This is a genomic window from Propioniciclava coleopterorum (assembly GCF_011393335.1).
Lineage (GTDB): Bacteria > Actinomycetota > Actinomycetes > Propionibacteriales > Propionibacteriaceae > Propioniciclava > Propioniciclava coleopterorum.
The window spans coordinates 1,691,091-1,711,904 of sequence record NZ_CP049865.1 but is presented as its reverse complement, the minus strand read 5'-3'; the positions used below and the strand labels follow the sequence as shown (position 1 = coordinate 1,711,904).

Here is a 20,814-nt window from a genome sequence, read left to right as displayed (position 1 = left end):
AGGACCTGCAGCGCGAGATCGACGGGTTTGTGCTGTGACGGTCCCGTGGGTGCCGTTGGGTGAAGTCCTGCGACTCGATCAGCATCCGGTAGACGTCGTTGCTACACAGACCTACCCCTCGTGTGGCGTACTGAATCGAGGGCGCGGCTTGTTCGACAAGGGCGTCACGGGGGGATCAGCCACGAGCTACACCCGCCTGTTCCGCTTGTCTGAGGGGCAGATCGTCTACAGCAAGCTGTTTGGCTGGGAGGGTGCCGTCGCACTGGTACCCGCGGAATTCGACGGCTACTTCGTTTCCAGCGAGTTCCCAACTTTCGCGCCGGATCCGGTACGAGTGGCGCCGGGCTTCCTGGAGCACTTCCTCAAATCCAACCAGTTCACCGAGGAGATGGCCAGATCAACCAACGGTCTCGGGCAGCGGCGGCAGCGGGTCAACATCGACGCCTTCCTGCGGATCTTGGTTCCGCTGCCCCCGACTTCGGAACAAGACCGCATTGCCGCCCACCTGACGGAACTTGCGGAAGGGGCAGTCCATTCGGGTGATCGACCGAAGGCTTCAGTCGACGCGTTGGTCAGCTTGTGGCTGGACTCGCTGCCGCAGCGGCCGCTCGGCCATCTCGCGGAAGTGGGGCCTCGTCCCCTCCGGCTGGCCCCTGATTCCCCCATCGACTTTGTGCCGATGGAGGCGGTTGATGCCATTACGGGTTCAATCGTCGGGTCTCAGCAGCGAGCACGTAGCGACTTGGCGTCCGGTTATCGCCAGTTCCAGGCAGGCGACGTCATCTTCGCCCGGATCACTCCGAGTATGCAGAACGGGAAGTCCGCGGTCTACGAGGGCTACAACGCCCGAGTCGGCTACGGCTCCACCGAGTTCCACGTCCTCCGGCCACATGATGATCGATACACAAGATGGATCTGGGCCCTGCTACGCACGCAGTGGTTCATCAGCAGAGCCCGTGAGTCATTCACAGGAACTGCCGGGCAGCAGCGGGTTCCCGCGTCGTTCCTCGAACAAGTGAAGGTGCCGACTCCGACGCCGGCGCAGCTTCCGGGCGCCATCGAGCGACTGATCGACGTCAGGGCAAGAATGAACGAGGTCCGCAGGGTAGCACTTCACCGAGATGAGCTTGCCAAGTCCATCCTGCCCGCCGCCCGCAACGAGATCTTCAGCGCGCTGCGCTGACGCTCCGCCAGGCGGCGTCCGTCACCACCACGTGCTCGAGGAACCGTATCCCGACGTGAGCGGCGGCATCCGACACCCGCTGCGTGGTCGCGCGGTCGGCGTCCGTCGGGGTCGGGTCCCCGCCGGGATGATTGTGCGCGAGGGCAAACGCCACGCCATCGTGGCGCAACACCGCGCTGAGCACCTCCCGCACGGGCAGACCGCAACTGCTCGCGCCCCCCTTGGCCACCTCTTCGAGGTGGCGCAGGCGCAACCCCGAGTCGGCCACGAGCACCAACAAGCGCTCGACACGCCCGCCGTTGAGGCGAGCCTGGGCGACGGCCGCGATGGTTCCGGAGTCAGTCAGGCGGGGGTGCTCCTCGGGCGCTCCGAGGCGTCCGGCCAATGCCAGCGCGGCCACCAGCCGGGACGCCTTCGCGGAACCCACGGCGTCCAGGCGCGCGAGTTCAGGCACGCCCCAGCGTGCCAGCCCGGCCACCCCGCCGCAGCGGGCGAGCACGTCCTGCGCGAGGGCGACGACGTTGCGTCCTCGCCCGCCGGTCCCCAGCAGGATGGCCACCAGCTCAGCGTCGCTGAGTGCGAGGGAGCCCTCGCGCAGGAGCCGTTCGCGCGGTCGATCGTGGGCGGGCAGCAGCCTCATGGGCGGGGTGGGGGTCATGCAGTCCAGTCTCGGGCGTCCCGCACCCTTTGCGCGCACCTCCGCGGGTGATCTGTGGATAACCGGAGGCCCCCGAACGTGACCTGGGTACACCACAACCCGAGGACCCATTCAACCGCCGTCGTGATCGGCGCCGCCGGATCGGGCACGGCAGACCCGCGGGGGCGGGTAACGGACCTGATTGGGCACGTGTTGGGCACGAATCCAACGAGAGGGAGAAAGTCAAAACCCCTGCCCTAGTGGGAGGGGGTTTCAGAGGGTGGGCCTAACTGGACTTGAAATTGCATTTGGACCTGTCTGGACCATTCATGACTGAGCGCGACTCAGCGGGCTAATTGACCCTTGACTAGGGCAAACGGTGTGCGATTATCATGGATTCGAAATTTGACGGATCGGGCGAAAAGGGCCGTTATGAGGCTCATCACAATCGAGGGTGTAGAGGCGGGGTGATCTGGGGCGGCGCGTCGGTCCGCGGATGAGGGTCGAGGCCTCCCGAAGATGGAAGTTCTCACACTGCCCATCTGGAAGACCTCGACGTGCTCCACGCTACCTTCACGCGCCCCGACCCGACCACGTTCGCTCGCCTCGACGAGCTCGGCCTGGAGGTCGTCGGCCAGTACCTCGAGCCGAAGCGGGCGGTACTCGCCTGCCGGGTCGTCGATCCCGATCAGTGGTGCCGGCGCTGCGGCGGCGAGGGAACCCCGCGTGGCACCGTGGTCCGCCGCCTGGCGCACGAGCCGTTCGGCTGGCGTCCCACCCTGCTGCTGGTCACCGTGCGCCGCTACCGCTGCGCCGAATGCGGCCACGTGTGGCGCCAGGACATGAGCAAGGCCGCCGAACCACGCTCCAAGCTGTCCCGGCGAGCGTTGCGGTGGGCGCTGGAAGGCCTCGTGCTAGCCCACCTCACCGTCGCGCGGATCGCCGAAGGCCTTGGCGTGTCGTGGAACACCGCCAACGACGCCGTCCTCGCCGAGGGCCAGCGCGTCCTGATCAACGACCCGACCCGGTTCGACGGCGTGAGCGTGGTCGGCGTCGACGAACATGTCTGGCGGCACACCCGTAAGGGCGACAAGTACGTGACCGTGATCATCGACCTCACTCCGGTTAGGGATGATACTGGTCCGGCCCGCTTGTTGGACATGGTCGAAGGACGGTCCAAGCAGGCGTTCAAGACGTGGCTCGCCAGCCGGCCGCAGGCGTGGCGTGACGGGATCGAGGTCGTCGCCATGGATGGGTTCAGCGGCTTCAAGACCGCCACCACCGAGGAACTCCCCGACGCCACGCCTGTGTTAGATCCGTTCCACGTCGTCCGCCTGGCAGGTGACGCCCTGGACCAGTGCCGGCGCCGCATCCAACAACAACTCCATGGGCATCGTGTCCGCGCGACCGATCCGCTCTACCGAGCCCGGCGGACCCTGCACACCGGTCTGGACCTCCTCACCGCACGTCAGAAGGCCCGGCTGGAGGCCTTGTTCGCCGGCGATGACCATGTCGAGGTCGAAGCCACCTGGGCCATCTACCAGAAGATGATCGCCGCCTACCGCGAACCCGACCGCGCGAAGGGTCGCCAGCTGATGGAGAACCTCATCCAAGCCATCGGCAGCGGTGTCCCCGGCGCGTTGACGGAGGTCGTCGTGTTGGGCCGGACGCTGAAGAAGCGGGCGGCTGACATCCTCGCCTACTTCGACCGGCCGGGCACCAGCAACGGCCCCACCGAGGCCCTGAACGGCCGGCTGGAACACCTCCGCGGCAGTGCGCTGGGCTTCAGGAACCTCACCCACTACATCGCCAGATCACTACTCGAGACCGGCGGATTCAGACCCCGACTACACCGTGGATTGTGAAGAGCCCGTTATGACCAACCAAAGTTCCCCACAAGTTCCCCGCGGGGAACTCTCTGGAAGATTCGCTCCACGGCGCAAGGAGAAGAAGCAGGAGCACCGGAGCTTCGGAACCATCATAGAGACCCGCGGCCGGTTCAAGGTCAGGTACACCGGGCCAGACCGGAAGCTGCACCGCGCTGGCATCACGTTCACCACACGGGAACGTGCGCAAGGGTGGCTCTCAGACGAGTTGAGGCTCATCGAGTACAGCGAGTGGACCCCTCCGGCCGAGCGCCGGCGCAGAACCGAGGAGCAGGCCATTACCTTCGACGAGTTCGCCCGGGAGTGGATCGACAAGCGTCTGGTCAGAGGGCGCCCACTGAAGGACCGCTCCAAGGAGCACTACCTCGACATCCACGAGCGCTGGTTCGCGCCGTTCCACGACCTTCCCCTGACCGCGATCACCACCGCCGACGTCGAACGCTGGTTCCACTCCCGCCCAGACGCGCCGACCATGCGCACCCACGCCTACTCCCTACTCAAGGCGATCTTCCGCACCGCCGTGGCACGCAGACTCGTCAAGGAGTCCCCCGTCAGCGTCGAAGGAGCCACCTCCCGAGCCGTCCCCAAGGAGACCAACCTCCTCACCGTCGCCCAAGTCCAGGAACTCGCCGACGCCATGCGCTCCCAGCACCGCTTGATGGTGCTCCTCGCCGCCTGGTGCAGCCTGCGGTTCGGCGAACTCACCGGCCTGCGCCGGCGCGACATCACCCTCAGCGAGAACCTCACCGAAGGCACCGTCACGGTCGAGCAGGCGGCGGTCACCGTCGCCGGCGAGCGTGTGCTGACCACCCCCAAGTCCCTCGCCGGGCACAGGACGATCTACCTGCCACCCCACCTCATCGAGGACGTGCGGCAGCACCTCGCCACGTACACCCGAAGCGACGCCGACTCGCTGGTATTCCCCGGCACCCACGGACGCCCGCTCACCCCGGGACAGGTCTACGGCCACGCGCCCCGATTCGACAAGCGCGGCAGGCAGACGCACCCAGGAAACAGCTTCTACAAGGCCCGCCACCAGATCGGACGCCCCGACTTCCGCTTCCACGACCTCCGCCACTTCGCCGCCACCATGGCCGCCATCAGCGGAGCCACCACCAAAGAACTCATGCAGTTCGCCGGCCACAGCGACATCCACGTCGCCATGCGCTACCAAGAAGCCGTCAACGACCGCAAGAAGGACCTCGCCACGCGCATGGCCGACCTCGCTGCGCGAGCCGAAGGTGCAAGACTCACCTGATCCCGTAACGTTCGGTCGGCGTGTCCTAACCGCTGGGTCGTCACGGCAGGACGAAAGGGACTGTCCGACGAACGGTGTAAGTGGCGGTTTTCATTTCTAGCGGTTCTCGGCGGCCGGCATGCGGTCGGCGAAGGTGATGGCGAAGGCGTTGAGTGCTGGCTTCCAGCGTGTGACCCATCGTGTCTGACCGGTGCCCTTGGGGTCCAGACTCCTGACGACGAGGTAGAGGGTCTTCATGGCGGATTGCTCGTTGGGGAAGTGCCCCCGGGCCCGGACAGCGCGCCGGAATCGGGCGTTCAGGGATTCGATTGCGTTCGTCGAACACAGCACCTTGCGGATCTCGATGTCGTAGTCCAGGAACGGGATGAACTCTTCCCACGCGTTGAGCCACAACGTCTTGATGGCGGGGTAGGCGCGGCCCCACTTGTCGCAGAACTCGTCACGAGCTCGCTCGGCGGCTGCCACGCTGGGGGCGGTGTGGACGGGTGTCAGGTCGCGGCTGATCTGGTCCCAGTACTTGCGTGAGGCGTAGCGGAACGTGTTGCGGATCAGGTGGATGATGCACGTCTGCACGATCGTTTGGGGGAACACGGCGTTGACACTGTCGGGCAGGCCCTTCAGGCCGTCACAGACCAGGAAGAACACGTCGGCGACACCGCGGTTCTTGAGGTCGGTGAGGACACTGAGCCAGTACTTGGCCGACTCGCCGCCGCCGTTGCCCGGCCAGATCCCGAGGATGTCCTTGTGGCCGTCCAGATCAACGCCGATCGCCGCGTAGAACGGCTGATTGGCGACTTGCCCGTCCCGCACTTTGACGACGATCGCATCGATGAAGATCGCCGCGTACACCTTGTCCAACGGCCGCGCCCACCAAGTGTTCATCTCCTCGACGATCTTGTCGGTGATGCGGCTCACGGTGTCCTTGCTCACCGAGGCGCCGTACACCTCGAACAGATGAGCGCTGATCTCTCCGGTGGTCAACCCTTTGGCGAACAGGCTGATCACCATCGTGTCCAGATCCGTCAGGCGACGTTGCCGCTTGGCCACGATCTGCGGCTCGAACGACCCCTCACGGTCCCTGGGCACCTCAATCGTCACCTCGCCGCAACTGTCGGTTACGACCGTCTTCGAGCGGTGGCCGTTGCGCGAGTTGCCCCGGTTACGGCCCGCCGGATCGTGCTTGTCGTAGCCCAGGTGGTCGACCAACTCCTCCTCCAAGGCCGACTCGATCACCGTCTTGGTCAGGTGCTTCAACAAACCGTCGGGACCCGTCAGGTCCCCACCGCCTGCCCGGGTACGACGTACCAGACCGCGCAGAAGCTCGGTTTCCTGGCGCGTCAGCGTGGGCGGGTACTCAGGCGGCCCCAGCACCGGCAGGGTGTCCCCACCGAACGCCGCCGGCAGCCGCGGCTCCTCGACCGTGCTTGCCTCTTCCTCGTGTGGCTCCACAGCCACCAGTGTTCCGGTCATCATGACCCTTCCTGCCCAACCGGGCGGTAGAGCCACTTACACCGTTCCTGCGATAGACCCCGCCAGCGGCCTGTCCGTGCATAGGTCGAGGTCGATGGCGTCTTCCCTCAGGGCCACATCCATGCATGATGGGTCCCGTGACCTACCCGGATTGGCGGGAACCGGTGCGACGACTCAACTCGGCAACGGGCCCGGCTTCAGCAGAGCAGTTGCGCATCGCTGCGGTGCTCGGTTGCCCGCACGAGAACGAGCCCGCCGGCGTTCTCACCGCGATCATCGAGGACTGGCTCAGACCAGCACTCCACTGCGAGGACCCACCCCCGGCGACCGACAAAGGGTCTGCCTCGTGTTTGGTTGACACGGTTGTCTCAGGCGACGACGGCCACCTGTGTTGATTGAACCAGTTCGTACTCGATGGGAGTCAAGCGTCCTAGGCGGGCTTGGCGGCGTCGACGGTGGTAGGTGCCTTCGATCCAGGTCACGATGGCGAGTCGGAGTTGGTCAAACGAGCGCCAGCGGCGACGGTTGAGGACGTTCTTTTGTAACAAGGCGAAGAAGCTCTCCATGGCGGCGTTGTCACCAGCAGCACCGACTCTGCCCATGGATCCGATGAGGCCATTGGCCCTGATCGCCTCCACGAAGTGGCGGGAACGAAACTGCGATCCTCGGTCCGAATGGACCCGGCAGCCGGTTACGTTCGAGCGGCCACCACGCCTGGCAACCGACATCTTGAGGGCGTCAACAGCCAGTGTCGAGGTCATCCGTCGGTCGATCGAGTACCCCACGATCCGGTTGGAGTACACGTCCTTGACCGCGCACAGGTACAGCTTCGAGTCGCCAGCCCAGGGGCCTTACCCCGGATCTTGGACACGGGGTGTGATTACGCGGCGGTTGGCAGCGTAGCGGCCCGGCGGGCCTCGTAGGTGGACGGGGACAGGTAGCCGCACCAGGTGTGACGGCGTCGGGTGTTGTAGCGGACGAGCCACCTGAAGGTCTGCCGGCGACAGGTCGCGTCGTCGCTCCAGCAGGCGGCGTCTTGGAGGATTTCGCGCTTCAACGTGGCGTTGAACGACTCCGCCAACGCGTTGTCGGCCGACGAGCCGACGGCCCCCATCGATTGGGTGACGCCGAGTCGGTGGCAGAGCTTGGCGTAGTCCTTCGAACAGTAGACCGACCCGTGGTCGCTGTGGAAGATCGCACCCTGAAGGCTGCCGCGGGCGACGGCGGCGGCCTTCAAGGCGTCCTCGACGAGTTCAGTGCGCATGTGGTCGGCCACCGCCCAGCCGGCGAGCCGACGTGAGTAGCAGTCGATGACGGTCGCCAGGTACAGGTTCTTCCCGTCAGCCAACGGCAGGTAGGTGATGTCCCCGACGTAGCGCCGGTTCGGTGCCTCGGCGGTGAAGTCCCGCTGGAGCAGGTCGGGATACTTGTGCCCCGACGGCTCTGGGAGCGTGGTCCGCACCCGCCGCTTCTTCACATAGCCACGGATGCCCTCCAGCCGCATCACCCGGGCGACCCGCTTGTGGTTCACGCGATCGCCGGCCGGGACGCCGTCGTTGAGCTCAGCAGTGATCCGTGGAGCACCCTGGGTGCTGTCCTCGGCATGCACAGCCCTGATCCGCGCCGCGAGCTCGGCATCGGCCCGGGCACGCTTCTGGCGTGCCGAGGACGCCTTGAGCCAGGCATAGAAGGACGAACGCTCGACCTCGACGAGCTCGCACAATCGCTTCACCTCGAAGGTGGCGGAGTTGTCGGCGACGAACTGGAAGCGACTCACCAGCGCGTCTCCCCGGCGAAATACTTGGCCGCCCGTTGGAGGATCTCGCGCTCGGTGGTGAGCTTGGTGGTCTCGACCTCGAGCTCGTTCACCCGGAACTCGAGCCGGGCGATTTTCTGCTCCGGTGTATCACCCTCGGGCGCTGACGGGCTGTTCGACCGCAGCGGACTCGACGTCAGCGTCCCGTCCACGGCGGTCTTCTTGCCGGTCCCGTACGCGTCGAGCCACTGGCGCAGCGTGCCCCGCACGATGCCCAGATCGGCGGCGATGCCGCGGACCGTGGCCCCCGGCGTGGACTCGTACAAGTCGACAGCCTGACGACGGAACTCCTCGGAGTAGTTCTTCCTGGACATTCTCGGATCATCTCGCTTCCCCAGCACCACATGCTGGATTCAGCGTGTCCAAGAACCGGGGTCAAACCCCGTGTGAAGGGGATCTCGAAGCCGACCTTGGTCTTGGTGTGGTCGATCCAGGCGTCCGGCACGTAGGGGTGGATCTCCGACTTCAGGTGTGCCTCGGCGGCGTCGACCAGCGCCTTCTCCCGGCCTTGTCGTCGAAGGCCAGCCAGCCGGCGGGCAGGGGGATGTTCTCGGCGTCCCGCAGGTCAGGGTCGGGCTCGGGTCCGGCCTTGCCCTTGATGATCGGCGCCTCCGGGTCCGCGATCGCCGCCAGCTTCACCAGTTCGCGCACCACAGGAAGCGGCGTGGCGGCGTCCAGCTTCTTGACCGCGGCGGTTAGCGCAGTGACCGTGGCGAACCGCGTCCCGGACAGCGGCACGAAGGCGCCCGGGCTTGGGGCGTCCTTCCACGCGAGCCACGGCCTCGAGGCCTCCAGTGCCGCGAGGGCGTCCGGGGTGACCTCCCAACGGCGGCGCAAGGGCCGTTCGACGGTGATGCGTTGGAACCCGAACGCCTCGTTCGCCAGCACCTTCACCCGAGCGTCGCCGGCGAACTCGCCCAAGGCACCCCCGTACAGTTGCGCGATCCCCTCGATCGCGGTCGGAGTGAGTTCCTTGCGCTTGTCGCCCAACGACTTGCGCATCTTCGTCCCCGATTCGCGGGCGTCGATCAGCCGCACCAGGCCGCGGTCGGCGTCCGCCTTGTCGTTGGCGAGGATCCACACGTAGGTGGAGATGCCGGTGTTGTAGAACATCTGGTCCGGCAGGGCGACGATGCCCTCAAGCCAGTCGTTCTCGAAGATCCAGCGGCGGATCTCCGACTCCCCAGAGCCAGCCTGCCCGGAGAACAGCGGCGAGCCGGACAGCACGATCGCCACCCGCGACCCCGACGGCTTCATCTTCGACAGCATGTGCTGCAGGAACAGCAGCGACCCGTCCGAGACCCGCGGCAGCCCGGCGCCGAAACGCCCCTGGAAACCTAACTTGTCGTACTCGTCCTTGATCGGGGCGGCGTAGGCCTTCCAGTCAACCCCATAGGGCGGATTCGCCAGGATGAAGTCGAACTTGGCGGTGCCGAACGCATCGGCGGTGAGGGTGTTTCCGTTGCGCATGTGTGCCGGGTCGATGTCCTGGATCATCAGGTCCGACTGCGCGATCGCCCACGTCTCGTCGTTCAACTCCTGACCGAACACGTTCACGATCGCCCGGTCGTTCATGGCCTTAATGCGGTGCATCGCCCCCATCAGCATGCCGCCCGTGCCGGCGGCCGGGTCGTACACGGTGCGTACCGGGATCGGGTTCTCGGTCAGCTCCTTCGACGCCTCACCGGTGAGGAGCAGGTCGACCATCAAGGTGATCACCTCACGCGGGGTGTAGTGCTCACCGGCGGTCTCGTTGCTCATCTCGGAGAACTTCCGCAGCAACTCCTCGAAGATGTAGCCCATCGCCTCGTTCGACACCACCACCGGCCGCAGATCGAGGTCGGCGAAATCGGCCATCACGGCGTACAGCAGCCCCGCGCGATCCAGCCGGGCGACCTTGTCGTCGACGTTGTACGCCTCCATCACCCGGTAGGCATCCCGGGAGAGCCGGCGGATGTAGGTGGCCAAGTTGTCGGCCAGATTCTTGTCGTCGTTCAGCAGCGACGCGAACGTCCACGGAGCGGTGCTGTAGAACCGGTGCCCCGCGACCTTCTTCAGCAAGGCGTCCTCACCCTCGCCGATGGAGGCGAACGTCGCCGCCTTCGCGAGCACGGCGTCCTTCGTCGGGGCCAGCACGGCGTCCATGCGGCGCAACACCAGCAGCGGCAACATCACCGAGCCGTACTCGTGCTGCTTGAACGTGCCGCGCAGCTTGTCAGCCACGCGCCACACGAACGCGACCTTGTCTTGGAACCCCTGCGGCGCCATCGCCCCCCACTTCCTCTTCCTAGCCACCCTAACGAGTCGCGGTCGGCCTCTCGGCTATGACCCGCGAGCGTGGAAGGTGATGCCAACCGCCCCGCCGGTGGTGCTCGCGCGCAGCCTCGAATGCCGCTCGAACGGTCGAAACCGATGCGATTGGGCACGCGTTGGGCACGAAACCCATGGTGGCTTCTGAAAGGGGTTCCATTCTCCCTAGTGGGAGAGGGATTGGAGCTGGTGGGCCTAACTGGACTTGAATTAGTGAATTGACCAATCGACCCCCACTTGGTCAGACCGTGACAGACCGGGCTAATCGATCCTTGACTAGGCCTTCCGCTTCAGCAGTACGCTTGTTCCGAGAAATGACTGAGCGTGCCGAGGGGGCCGATTTGACCACACAAAGTTCCCCACAAGTTCCCCGCGGGAACTCTCTGGACGATTGGCGACTCGACGGCGGGAGACCAAGCCGGAGCACCGAAGCTTCGGCACCATCATAGAGACCAGAGGTCGGTTCAAGGTCCGCTACACCGGGCCGGACCGCAAGCTGCACCGCGCCGGCATGACGTTCACCACCAGGGAGCGAGCCCAAGGCTGGCTCGCTGGCGAGCTGAAGCTCATCGAGTTCGGCGAGTGGACTCCCCCCGCCGAACGCCGGCGCCAGACCGAGGTGCTGGCCACCACCTTCGACGAGTTCGCCCGGGAGTGGATCGAGAACCGTCTCGTGAAGGGACGCCCACTCAAGGACCGCACCCGGGAGCACTACCTCGACATCCACGAACGCTGGTTCAAGCCCCTGCACGAGCGAACCCTCACGTCCATCACCCACACCGACATCGAACGCTGGTATCGCACGCTCCCCGACGCCCCGACCATGCGCTCGCACGCCTACTCGCTGCTCAAGTCGATCTTCCGCACCGCAGTCGCCCGTCGCCTGGTCAAGGAATCCCCCGTCGCCGTTGAGGGCGCCACCGCCCGCGCCAGGCCCAAGGACATCGCCCTGCTCACCGTCGCCCAGGTACAAGCGCTCGCCGACGCGATGCCTCCCCGGCACCGGCTGCTGGTACTGCTCGCCGCCTGGTGCGGGCTCCGCTTCGGTGAACTCACCGCCCTCCGACGGCGCGACATCGACCTCATCGAGGGCACCATCACCGTCGAGCAAGCCGCCGTCACCGTCGGCGGCCAGCGGATCATCACCACCCCCAAGTCAGCGGCCGGACGCCGCACCATCTACCTGCCCACCCACCTCACCGAGGACGCCCGCCACCACTTGGCAGCGTTCACTGCCACGGACGCCGAAGCTCTCGTCTTCCCCGGCAACGACGACCAGCCCCTCACTCCGGGACAGGTCTACGGACACGCCCCCCGCTTCGACAAGAAGACCCGCAAGCAGACACACCCCGGCAACGGCTTCTACAAGGCCCGCCACCAGATCGAACGCCCCGACTTCCGGTTCCACGACCTTCGTCACTTCGCCGCCACCATGGCCGCCATCTCAGGAGCCACCACCAAGGAACTCATGGAGTTCGCCGGCCACAACGACATCCACGTCGCCATGCGCTACCAAGAGGCCGTCAACGACCGCAAGAAGGACCTCGCCAAGCGCATGGCCGCCCTCGCCAGAATGCCCGCCGTGGCCGAACAGGGCGCTGCCCCGGACGCCACACAATGAACGGCGTCCGGGGCAGACAACAGAAGGGAGCCGCTACCAGCCGCGGCACTCGTCGGCGGGAACGATCAACGCCTCCACGTCGGACGCCTTCAACCGCAGCACCTTGCCACCCACCACGTAGCACGGCAGCTTCCCCGCCTGCGTGAGACGCTTCAGCGAGCGCACCGACAGCGTGCACAACTCCGATGCCTCCGGGTAAGACAACCACTTCGGCTGCCGGTCCTGGTCCGTGCTCGTCGACTTCTTCGTCCTGCGGATCGTCTGGGCGGTCATGGGGCCTCCTCGGGGTGTGTTGGCAGGCGCTCTGCGCGCCCTCACTATCCAGAAGTAACTCAGAGTGCCTTCCGCGGACAGGGTGGCACCAAGACGATCCCTCATTCCGTCTGCGGCCAGGCCACCCGCGGCGGCCGAAGAGAGTCTTCTCTTGGACGCCGGGGATCGGAACCTGACACGGGTGACGGCGAGCGCGGTGCGGTTGTCGACGGCGCTCCAATCCAATGTGAGGCCGTTGTGACCCAGTCTTCTGCGCCAACTTATCGAACGGGTGGCGCCGCTCCGCGTGCGTTCAAGTCACCACAGGCCTGGCACGGCGGCCGCGCGCACGGTCTCGTCGGCGAGTGTTGCCACGGACGCCAAGACACGGGCTGGCGGCTCCTCCAGGTCGAGCGTGTGGGCAACGATTCGGACGCCGGCGTTCCGCACCACGTGCTCGCGGTCGTCCTCGAACCCTTTCGCGTAGACCAGGTGTCCGACCGGCAGACCGAGCACTGTGCAGTACGCCAGCAGCTGATACAGGTCGGCCTGCGGGAAGCCGCTGGGCTTCTCCGCCTTGTACTTCGCGTCTACCACCACCCGTGGGACGCCGGCGGCCGACCAGACGAAGTCCGGACGAACCGGCACGGTCTCCGCCTCATCCAGGTGGGTGCGGTACTGCAACCGCGAACGTCCCCGAACGACCGAAACGCCTCCCGCAACGCGACCGTCACGAAGTCCTCGAAGATCGTCGCCATGTTGAACAGGTAGCCCGACACCACGAGGTCCCCCACCCGCTGCTCGAACGACCGCCCCGCCAGCACAAGCTCCGCCAACTCCAACGCCGGCACGTACCGCGCATTCAAGCGCGACGGCGTCCACGAAGGCCGGCCGCCGCCCCGCCCAGGCGCGGTCACATCGGCCAACTGCAGGCGCAGCCGCTGCAACCCCGCCCGATACCGGACGCCGACCCGCGGCGTCCGCAACAACTGCTCCACCGCCGCCAACAGCACCTGGTTCTCGGCAATGTCCACGGTGAACTCGTCGTACCGCACCTCCAACGGGATGCTCCGCCCCCACCGGCGCCGCAACTGGTCCGCCTCCCGCACCCGGCCCCGCAGCACCGCCAACGTGTCATCGACGGTCACGTACCCCTTGAGCAGCCCCTGCTCCAACGCCCGCCTCGCCAACCGCACGAACGCGTCCGCCAGCGCCTCGGGCAGGTCGGCGTCGGCGTCCAGGAGCACCCGGTCATCGCGCCAGAAGTCCGGACGCCGCGCGTACCCCATGAGGAACACCAGCCGGTTGATGTCGATCTTCGGCTCGATCACCACCTGCAACCCGGCCACGCCGACAACCCCGATCTGCGTGCCCGGGGTCACCTCCCACCACCCCGGACGATCCGTCAGCGTGACCTGCACGACCCCCGCTGCGGCCAACGCGTCCGCGACCGGACGCCGCAGCTCCACCAGTCGCGGCGGGTCGCCCTCACGCAGGATCAGCGGGTTCGCCACCACCACTCCCCGCCTGGTCGGACGCCGCCCGGCCGGCCACGCGGGCGCGGATCGTGTCCAACCCGTACCGGGCCCGGACGTCGGTGCCGTCGCCGTAGTGGTGTTCCTCCAACAGCGGCAGGATCGCCGTTCGCCACGCCCGCTCCAGACCGCCCGGCTGGTGCATGGCCTTCCGCATGAAGTACGACGGGCCGATCTTGAAGTCCGGGTCCTCGATCCGCCGGTTGAGTTCCTCCAGCAGATCCGCGACGCCCACATCAAGGTCGGACGCCGCCAGCCACCTGCGCAGCACGCCGTCGGTGGGTGGCTCGGACGGGTGCAGCGGCACGAACGCGAACCGGCGCCGCATCGCCGCGTCCACCAAGGCGATCGACCGGTCGGCGGTGTTCATCGTGCCGATGATGAACACGTTCTCCGGCAACGTGAACCCGATGTCGTCATCGGTGGCGTACAGCAGGTCGACGTTCTGGCTGCGGTACTCCAGCAGGAAGTACAACTCCCCGAAGATCTTCGCCAGGTTGCCGCGGTTGATCTCGTCGATGATCAGGAAGTACGGAGTCGACGGGCTCTCCCGCGCGGCGTCCACCGTCTTGCGGAACGGACCGGGCTTGAGCTTGAACCCGCCCTCCTCCAGCGGCCGGTAGCCCTCGAAGAAGTCCTCGTACGAGTACGCCGGATGGAACTGCACCAGACGCACGTTGTCGCCCGCCAAGTGGGCGGCGAGGTGCTGGGCGATGAACGTCTTGCCCGTTCCCGGCGGGCCGTAGAAGATCAGCTGCGGACGGTCCCGCAGGAGGTCGATGCACTCCTGCAACCACGCCCGATCCACATTCAGCCTGACAGCGAGCTCGTCGGTCGCTTCCGGCAGAGTCAATTCGCGCGTGACGACCGGCTGGACCGGCGGCTCATCGTCCTCGACGACCGCTGTCTGCGCCGCCAGCAGCTTCTCCAACAAATCCAACTGCTGGGTCATCTCCACCACGTCGTACTGCACCTGCAGACGCGCCTTGATCTCACTGGCCAGGTCGCCGTAGTCGAACCCCTCCGGCGCCCACTCCACGGTCCGCCGCAGGTTCGACAACCCGTCACCCGACTTCACGTACTCAGCCGGACCCGTGACTGTGCCCACGTAGAGCTCGCCTTGGCTCGTCGTCACCAGAAGGTCACCCATCTGGATCCGCGACAAGAACGAATGGAACTCATCCAGCTTCGCCGCTTTCGCCGCGTACGAGGTCTGGGAGTAATCCTCGTCGACGATCGCTTTCAGCTCGGGTCGCCGGATGCCTGGTTCCACCTCCCGCAACTTGGATGCCCGCAACGACGTGAAACCCTGCTGCCGCCATACGGGGATCAGATCATGGCCGTCGACCGAGGACCCACGCACGAGCCAAGCGCGACGGGACGGTTGGGCCACGAGGCCGCGATCTTCCAGATACGCACGGAGATCCTGACCACGGACGTGCTGCGACTCATCGGGCATCCCAGACTCGTCGAACTTGACGCCTTCCTTCTCGAGCGCTGCGCGGGTCGGGACCATCTCGCCGCTCGGAAGCAGAACAGCACCGGACGCCGTGTCCCCGGGCGTGAGCACACGATGTGATGCGTCGAGCCCGTCTTCGTAGAGTGCCGCCTCGACCGTCCCAACATCAGCTCCGATGGCTTCTGCCAGTTCGGCTTTCGTAGTCCACTGACCGGCCTCAACCGATTCGAGTGCCGCGGCCAGCAGAGATCGGTGGGTCGGCTGGGAGGCCCGCGCCTTGTTCGCCCGGTATTGGGCTCTGTACGCCTGTCCAGCCTCAGCGTCGAGGCCTTTCCCATCGTTCGGGTGGGTGGCAAGCGCACGACGCCCGGCGTCGGTGATCACCCACCCGGCAGCCGTCTTGTCGATCCAGCCAACGGCCCGCATGTCGGTGCTCGCCCAGGTGAGGTGATTGTCCCACCTCGTCTGCGCGGAGTTCGATCGGTACGGCTCCAGCTCATACGGCGTGAACTCCAGCCGCTCAGCAACCCTGGCGATGACCTCCGCACGCTGAACCGGGCCTCCGGCTTCAGCGAGCACCTCGAGAGCGGTGCGGATCAGCAGTGCCCGCCGAACCGGCTCAGTCGCTGATTCAGTCATCGGACCCTCCTGCAGGGTGAATGTCCGCGTCAAGCGGCGAACTGTACGTAGTGCCCGAAGCGATGGCCGCCTGCATCACGTCGTACACCTCCAGGATCTGCTCCTTGGTGCGGTACGAACCGAACTCTGCCTCATCCTTACGCTTCACGATCGGAAACGTCTCCATGACGTAGTCGACGTCACTGCGAACGATCCCGAACAGGTGGAAGCAGCCCGCATCAAGTTCGGCGCGAACCCATCGCCGCTGATCCGCGTCCCATGGGTCATTGGGCAGGGTGGCATCGAACTCCCTGCTGACTTGGAGCATCTCGTCCGAGTCCAAGATCAGCCGGAGAGCCCGCGAGCCCAGCCAATCTCGCCACGACACCGCCCCCCAAGGGACCTTTGCGGCCAGTTGATCCGGGTGAGGAACCGGGAGCTGCCGCATGGTGAAGTACTTCAGGTGCGTCCCGCCCACCTTGAGGCGGGCGACAAAGTCAAACGCGAACGAGTTCCAGATCGCCAACAGCGCAGGTGCGGCCGCGGCAGGATCCGGGAAGGCGAGCAGCGTGCCTCCCTCGGGACTTGCGCGGCCGCCGTTGATGGTCGCGATCAGGGTCCGCACGTCGGTGCTTCGGCAGATGTCGCGCCAGCCCAACAGCCAGTCACGGTCCCAGCGGTCCCCAAGTCGGTCTCGAACGACCTCCTCGCGGACCCAGTAGCGGGGCAATGCCGCGAACCCCGGGTCCTGCTTCTCGGCGAGAGTCACGTCCCTCACCGAACCGTCCGCCTCGTAAGTCGCCCAGCGGTGGTCGAACTGGTGGATCATCTTCGCCTCGTAGAGGGGAAGCATGCGTTCGACGGTCTCAGTCATGCGGAAACCTCCTGGGACCAAGGTGGTTGGTAGGTGCGACCTGACGACTTCGCCTCGGCCATCGCGTCGTAGGCAGACAGGATCAAGTCCTTGGTCCGGTAGGTCCCGAAGGCGGCCTCGTCCTTGCGCTTCACAATCGGGAAGGTATCCATCACGTATGACACTTCGGGCCGACCGAGCCCGTAGACGTGGAACATCAGAGCATCCAGCTCGGCACGAACCTTGGCGCGCTCGACGGGGTCGGCGATCCACCCGTTGAGGCGATCCACCCGCACTTCGATCCAAGCCCGCAGCTGTCGATCCAGTGGGATGGTTGTCGACTCGAAATGAACAGGCAACGGCACGGGGAGCTGCATGAACGTGAAGTACTTCATGGCTGTCCCGCCGATCTTCTGACGAGACGCGTAGTCAAAGACGAACGACGCCCAGGTCGCCTGCAGCTCGTCTCGTCCGCGCGAGGGCATGGCAAGGAGCCACTTGTCCCCGTAGGCGAGGCGCGGTACCTGGGTGGTGATGACCGTCCGGACGTCTGTAGCCCGGCAGATGTCCCGCCAGCCGAGGAACCAGCGCTGGTCCCACCGCCCATCGAGCTTGCGATCAATCTCGGCCTCAGCCACCCAATAGCGTGGAATCGCATGGAGGTGCGCTGACTTCTCCCCTCGGTCATGTACCGGGTCGAGCCGTCGCGCTCATAGGTCGCCCAGCGGGTGTCGTAGAGATGAATCATCTTGGCTTCAAACAGCGGCAGCATTTGAGCTATCCCCCCCCCCGTCGAGGGAGCGCTCAAAGACGTTGCCGTTGAGCGTCCAGCCGTCGGCCTCGAGTTCGTCACGGGTGTGGAACAGGTGCGAGTCGTTGGACATGTCGAACATCCGCATGAAACTGATGCCCCACGGGTTCCCGTTGACCGGGTCGTTCTCGTTGATCAGCACCGGGATGCGGCGATAGATGCCGAGGGTGATCTCTGCGTCCCGGCGGGAGCGGAAGATGGGGCAGGTGCCGGTGTTGGGGTTGAGGAGCTGGATCTCCTCCGGGGTGAGCTCAAACCGGCTGTCATGCGCGTACAGGTCTTGCACAGAACGATTGAAGAAGGAGAACTGGGCGGCTGCGATTCGCTCGCCCCGTCCCACCGTCGTGAGCAGACAGAACTTGTAACGAGCGTGGCCGATGTCGGACCAGAGCGAGGGCCCCGTCTGGAAATCGTAGAGAGTCGCGAGGCTCCCGTGCGCCACCAAGTCCTTGAAGAAGAACTGCGTTGTGGCGTCGGTAGCAATGCCCGTCGGCACGATGATCCCCATCCGACCTCGGTCGTTCACAAGGTGCCGACACGCCTCTGCGAAAACGGCGTAGGTGTTGATGTCGCCACGTCCGGTCAATGGGAATCGGCCCGCGATCCGCAGCACGTGTGACTCGCCGGCGGCGCGACGCAACGCGCCCAGATACGCGTCGTGCAGCGCCGGGTTGGACGCTTCGAGGGCTTGGATGAGGCGCTTGCGGGCTGCGGCGTTGGGGGCCGCGGCAATCTGGGGGTCACGGACGGCGAAGAACTCCTGTTCCTGCAGCTTCACCCGTTCCCACGGCGGGTTGCCGAGAACGACATCGAAGCCGCCGCGCCAGCCGGGTCCGTCGGCTGGTCCGGCAGGTCGGAACAGGTGCGGGAACTCTAGGTGCCAGTGGAAGAACCGGTACTCGGCGGCGAGCTCGTGGACGGTCGCGAGGGTGGCCGGCGGCAGCGCTTCGCCACGCGCGAGGGCGTGCAAGCTGCGATTAGTGACGGCCTTGGGCCCGCCCGGCTGCTTGGGCCACACGAACGCGGCGCACCAAGCGTCCGCGACCAGACGCTGCTGTTGCAGCGCTGGCTTGGCCTGCAGGGCCCTGAGCCGCTGGTGGCGGGCCTGGATGTCGGCCAAGGACGCGGGGCGGCCACCACCGATCAGCGCGCCCAGTTCGCCCGCGACGGCGGCGTCCAGGGTGGGTGCAGTGTCATCGCCGAACAGGTCGTCCTGCCCCGAACGTTCGGCCTTGTTCTGCTTCTTGAGAGCCGTAACGATCTTCTTGTCGTCGCCCTCGAGCGCTGCGAACGCCTCGTCAGGCACTCCCTGCCCGACGAGCGCAGGGGTGGCGCCGATCAGGGAGTTGCCGACCTTGATCTGGGCGTCCAGGAACGCCAGCGGCCGACCGGGATCGAGGGTCTCCAGCCACAGTGATACCTTGGCCAGTTCGGCGGCGAGCGGGTTCAAGTCGACGCCGTAGATGCAGCGTCCGACCACGTCGGCGAGCGCTTCTCGGACCCGCTCGGGCGGTGGTTCGGGGTCACCGGTCCGGGTGGCCGCGACGCGCTTGGCGATCCGACGTGCGGCGGCCACCAGGAAGTGCCCGGACCCGCAGGCGGGGTCGCACACCGTCAAGGCCAGGAGGGCCGACTCGGGGTCGGGTTCGCGCTCAGCGCGGTCGAGCACCGGGTCGAGGGCCGAATCCAGCAGGCAGTCGATCAGCGAGGCGGGCGTGTAGTACGAGCCCGTTGACTTGCGGTCGTTGCCTGCGGCCGACAGCAGTTCGAACACCCGGCGGCCTGCGTCCCATGAGGGCACGAACTCCAGCAGCGCCTCGTAGATGGAGCCCAGTTCCTCGGCGCCGAGGTTGCGGTAGTCGACGACGCGCTTCATCTTCGAGCCCGGTTCCTCCACCAAGCTCAGGTGCCGGACGGCCCGCAGCAGCGCCTCGTTCGAGAGGTCGCAGCCGCGGAACAGGTCGAGGGCGCCGGGTTCGAACAGGCCGCCGATGCCGATCAGGCCAAGCTCGGGGCGTCCCTCGACCGAGCCGAGCCCATCCCAGACCAGGTTGAGCGCCCGCCACTGGTCGGCGTGCCGGGTGCCGCGCCGGCGGCGGGCCGTGCGGCGCAGGCGCTCGGTCGAGAAGTAGTCGCGGAAACGCTGCCGGGCTGTGGGGTCGGCGTCCGGGGCGAGTAACAGGCCGCGGTCCTCGGCGACGAACGTGAACAGCAGGCGGTACACCACCCGCAGCAGGCCGTGGTTGACGTCCTCGATGCGCAGGCTGCCTTCGGCGAGCCCGACGCGCAGGTGGGCGTTCGCGGAGTGCGCGAGGAACCCGGTGCCGAGCGTGGTGATCGCCTGGATCACCCCGTCGCGGAGCTGGTTGAGGGCACGCGAACCCGACTCCAGCGACTCGGTGCGCCACGCCTCCAGCCAGCAGGACGCCGCGCCCTTCTCGGGGTCACGCACTTCGAGCCGCGACTGGTGGCACACGCTGAACAGCAGCAGGAAGTCGGCGAACAGGTCAGCGTCGAAGATGGCCTCCAGGTCGAACTCGATGTAGGCCGACCCGACCAGCGACGTGGAGTCGCGCAGCAGCCGCAGGGTGAGCCCATTCGACAGCACCGCCCACAGGTGGGCGTCCGACCGGTTGAGCAGTTCCTGCACCATCGATTGTGGCGACGAAGTGGCTGCGCCGGCGACGCCCTGGGTGCGCCGGTCCAGCTCGATCCGGTGGCCGAGCAGGTGCATCGGCACGTGCTCCCACGCGTGCGAGACCGGCAGCTGTTTGCCGTCGGCGGTCAACCCACCCGCGGGCGTGGTGGGAACGCGCCCGTACCCGAGTTCGCGCAGCAGGATCAGCAGCCACCGCTCCCGGGTGAGGGTGGTGCCGCGGTCCGATTCCGGCAGCTTGTCGGCCGCCTGCCGGTAGGTGGCCCAGACGCCGGTCAGGTACGCCCACGCGCGGTTCGCCGCCTCGCGGACGGTCTCTCCGGGTGCCAGGTGGTAGTCCCCGGACGCCTGCCCGGCCAGCCCTCCCGCCGCGATCCGCGACAACAGTTCGGCGGGAAGCAGGCCACCGGCCACCCGGACGCCCACGAATGATTCGGCTGCCATGGCTC

General features: G+C 66.5%; 15 protein-coding genes and 1 pseudogene. 4 read left to right on the top strand and 12 right to left on the bottom strand.

Annotation, left to right across the window (positions count from 1 at the left end):
• The first annotated feature begins 148 nt into the window (after nt 1–148).
• The gene (locus tag G7070_RS08240) at nt 149–1,183 is read left to right on the top strand and encodes a restriction endonuclease subunit S (protein WP_166233341.1); all 1,035 of its coding nucleotides are present in this window, start codon (nt 149–151) and stop codon (nt 1,181–1,183) included.
• Here G7070_RS08240 and G7070_RS08235 read toward each other — a convergent pair.
• Nucleotides 1,167–1,841 carry a JAB domain-containing protein gene (locus G7070_RS08235; protein WP_206080029.1) on the bottom strand — a complete coding sequence of 225 codons (675 nt, stop codon included), beginning with the start codon at nt 1,839–1,841 and terminating at the stop codon, nt 1,167–1,169. The genes G7070_RS08240 and G7070_RS08235 overlap by 17 nt on opposite strands.
• A 536-nt stretch (nt 1,842–2,377) precedes the next feature.
• Here G7070_RS08235 and G7070_RS08230 point away from each other — a divergent pair.
• Nucleotides 2,378–3,685, top strand: coding sequence for an ISL3 family transposase (locus G7070_RS08230; RefSeq protein ID WP_166233340.1), 1,308 nt, complete (start codon nt 2,378–2,380; stop codon nt 3,683–3,685).
• A gap of 229 nt (nt 3,686–3,914) precedes the next feature.
• Nucleotides 3,915–4,964 (top strand): tyrosine-type recombinase/integrase, encoded by a 1,050-nt coding sequence (locus G7070_RS08225; protein WP_166233339.1) that lies wholly within the window; start codon nt 3,915–3,917, stop codon nt 4,962–4,964.
• 96 nt (nt 4,965–5,060) lie between these two features.
• On the opposite strand, the gene G7070_RS08220 is transcribed toward G7070_RS08225, so the two are convergent.
• The 4 genes and pseudogenes from G7070_RS08220 to G7070_RS08205 all read right to left on the bottom strand — a co-directional run bounded on the left by G7070_RS08220 (nt 5,061) and on the right by G7070_RS08205 (nt 10,518).
• On the bottom strand, nt 5,061–6,437 hold the full coding sequence (locus tag G7070_RS08220) for an IS256 family transposase (RefSeq protein WP_166233338.1): 1,377 nt from the start codon (nt 6,435–6,437) through the stop codon (nt 5,061–5,063).
• Between the two features lie 365 nt (nt 6,438–6,802).
• Nucleotides 6,803–7,270 (bottom strand): annotated as a pseudogene (locus tag G7070_RS08215) (transposase); the annotation flags it as partial.
• A gap of 44 nt (nt 7,271–7,314) precedes the next feature.
• Nucleotides 7,315–8,564 (bottom strand): IS3 family transposase gene (locus G7070_RS08210; RefSeq protein WP_166233337.1). Its coding sequence is split into 2 segments (ribosomal slippage): nt 7,315–8,228 and nt 8,228–8,564, totalling 1,251 coding nucleotides; the frame shifts between segments, so codons are not numbered across the junction.
• Nucleotides 8,565–8,715: 151 nt separating this feature from the next.
• Nucleotides 8,716–10,518 (bottom strand): type I restriction-modification system subunit M, encoded by a 1,803-nt coding sequence (locus G7070_RS08205; RefSeq protein ID WP_246227539.1) that lies wholly within the window; start codon nt 10,516–10,518, stop codon nt 8,716–8,718.
• Between the two features lie 553 nt (nt 10,519–11,071).
• On the opposite strand from G7070_RS08205, the gene G7070_RS08200 reads away from it, so the two are divergent.
• Nucleotides 11,072–12,181: a tyrosine-type recombinase/integrase gene (locus G7070_RS08200; RefSeq protein WP_166233336.1), complete on the top strand. Its 1,110-nt coding sequence runs from the start codon at nt 11,072–11,074 to the stop codon at nt 12,179–12,181.
• A 33-nt stretch (nt 12,182–12,214) separates the two neighbouring features.
• Here G7070_RS08200 and G7070_RS08195 read toward each other — a convergent pair whose 3' ends face one another.
• From G7070_RS08195 to G7070_RS08170, 7 genes are all read right to left on the bottom strand, one after another.
• Nucleotides 12,215–12,454: a helix-turn-helix domain-containing protein gene (locus tag G7070_RS08195; protein ID WP_166233335.1), complete on the bottom strand. Its 240-nt coding sequence runs from the start codon at nt 12,452–12,454 to the stop codon at nt 12,215–12,217.
• Between the two features lie 297 nt (nt 12,455–12,751).
• Nucleotides 12,752–13,081, bottom strand: coding sequence for a 5-methylcytosine restriction system specificity protein McrC (locus G7070_RS19215; protein ID WP_166233334.1), 330 nt, complete (start codon nt 13,079–13,081; stop codon nt 12,752–12,754).
• A complete protein-coding gene (locus G7070_RS19210) occupies nt 13,024–13,947 on the bottom strand; it encodes an McrC family protein (protein ID WP_166233333.1) in 924 nt (307 codons plus the stop codon). The genes G7070_RS19215 and G7070_RS19210 overlap by 58 nt, the downstream gene beginning before the upstream one ends.
• A complete protein-coding gene (locus tag G7070_RS08180; protein ID WP_206080028.1) occupies nt 13,922–16,066 on the bottom strand; it encodes an AAA family ATPase in 2,145 nt (714 codons plus the stop codon). Before G7070_RS08180 ends, G7070_RS19210 begins: the two co-directional genes overlap by 26 nt.
• The gene (locus G7070_RS08175) at nt 16,059–16,919 is read right to left on the bottom strand and encodes a hypothetical protein (RefSeq protein WP_166233332.1); all 861 of its coding nucleotides are present in this window, start codon (nt 16,917–16,919) and stop codon (nt 16,059–16,061) included. Before G7070_RS08175 ends, G7070_RS08180 begins: the two co-directional genes overlap by 8 nt.
• Nucleotides 16,916–17,536 carry a hypothetical protein gene (locus tag G7070_RS17730; RefSeq protein WP_206080027.1) on the bottom strand — a complete coding sequence of 207 codons (621 nt, stop codon included), beginning with the start codon at nt 17,534–17,536 and terminating at the stop codon, nt 16,916–16,918. The genes G7070_RS08175 and G7070_RS17730 overlap by 4 nt, the downstream gene beginning before the upstream one ends.
• A gap of 117 nt (nt 17,537–17,653) precedes the next feature.
• Entirely contained in the window at nt 17,654–20,809 is a 3,156-nt protein-coding gene (locus G7070_RS08170; RefSeq protein ID WP_206080026.1) for an Eco57I restriction-modification methylase domain-containing protein, read from the bottom strand.
• Nucleotides 20,810–20,814: the final 5 nt, after the last annotated feature.

Coding starts and splice junctions, on each gene's coding strand:
- G7070_RS08235 (WP_206080029.1), bottom strand. CDS start 1,841: ATGACCCCCACCCCGCCCATGAGGCTGCTGCCCGCCCACGATCGACCG.
- G7070_RS08220 (WP_166233338.1), bottom strand. CDS start 6,437: ATGATGACCGGAACACTGGTGGCTGTGGAGCCACACGAGGAAGAGGCA.
- G7070_RS08205 (WP_246227539.1), bottom strand. CDS start 10,518: ATGGCGCCGCAGGGGTTCCAAGACAAGGTCGCGTTCGTGTGGCGCGTG.
- G7070_RS08200 (WP_166233336.1), top strand. CDS start 11,072: ATGACGTTCACCACCAGGGAGCGAGCCCAAGGCTGGCTCGCTGGCGAG.
- G7070_RS08195 (WP_166233335.1), bottom strand. CDS start 12,454: ATGACCGCCCAGACGATCCGCAGGACGAAGAAGTCGACGAGCACGGAC.
- G7070_RS08180 (WP_206080028.1), bottom strand. CDS start 16,066: ATGACTGAATCAGCGACTGAGCCGGTTCGGCGGGCACTGCTGATCCGC.
- G7070_RS08175 (WP_166233332.1), bottom strand. CDS start 16,919: ATGACTGAGACCGTCGAACGCATGCTTCCCCTCTACGAGGCGAAGATG.
- G7070_RS08170 (WP_206080026.1), bottom strand. CDS start 20,809: ATGGCAGCCGAATCATTCGTGGGCGTCCGGGTGGCCGGTGGCCTGCTT.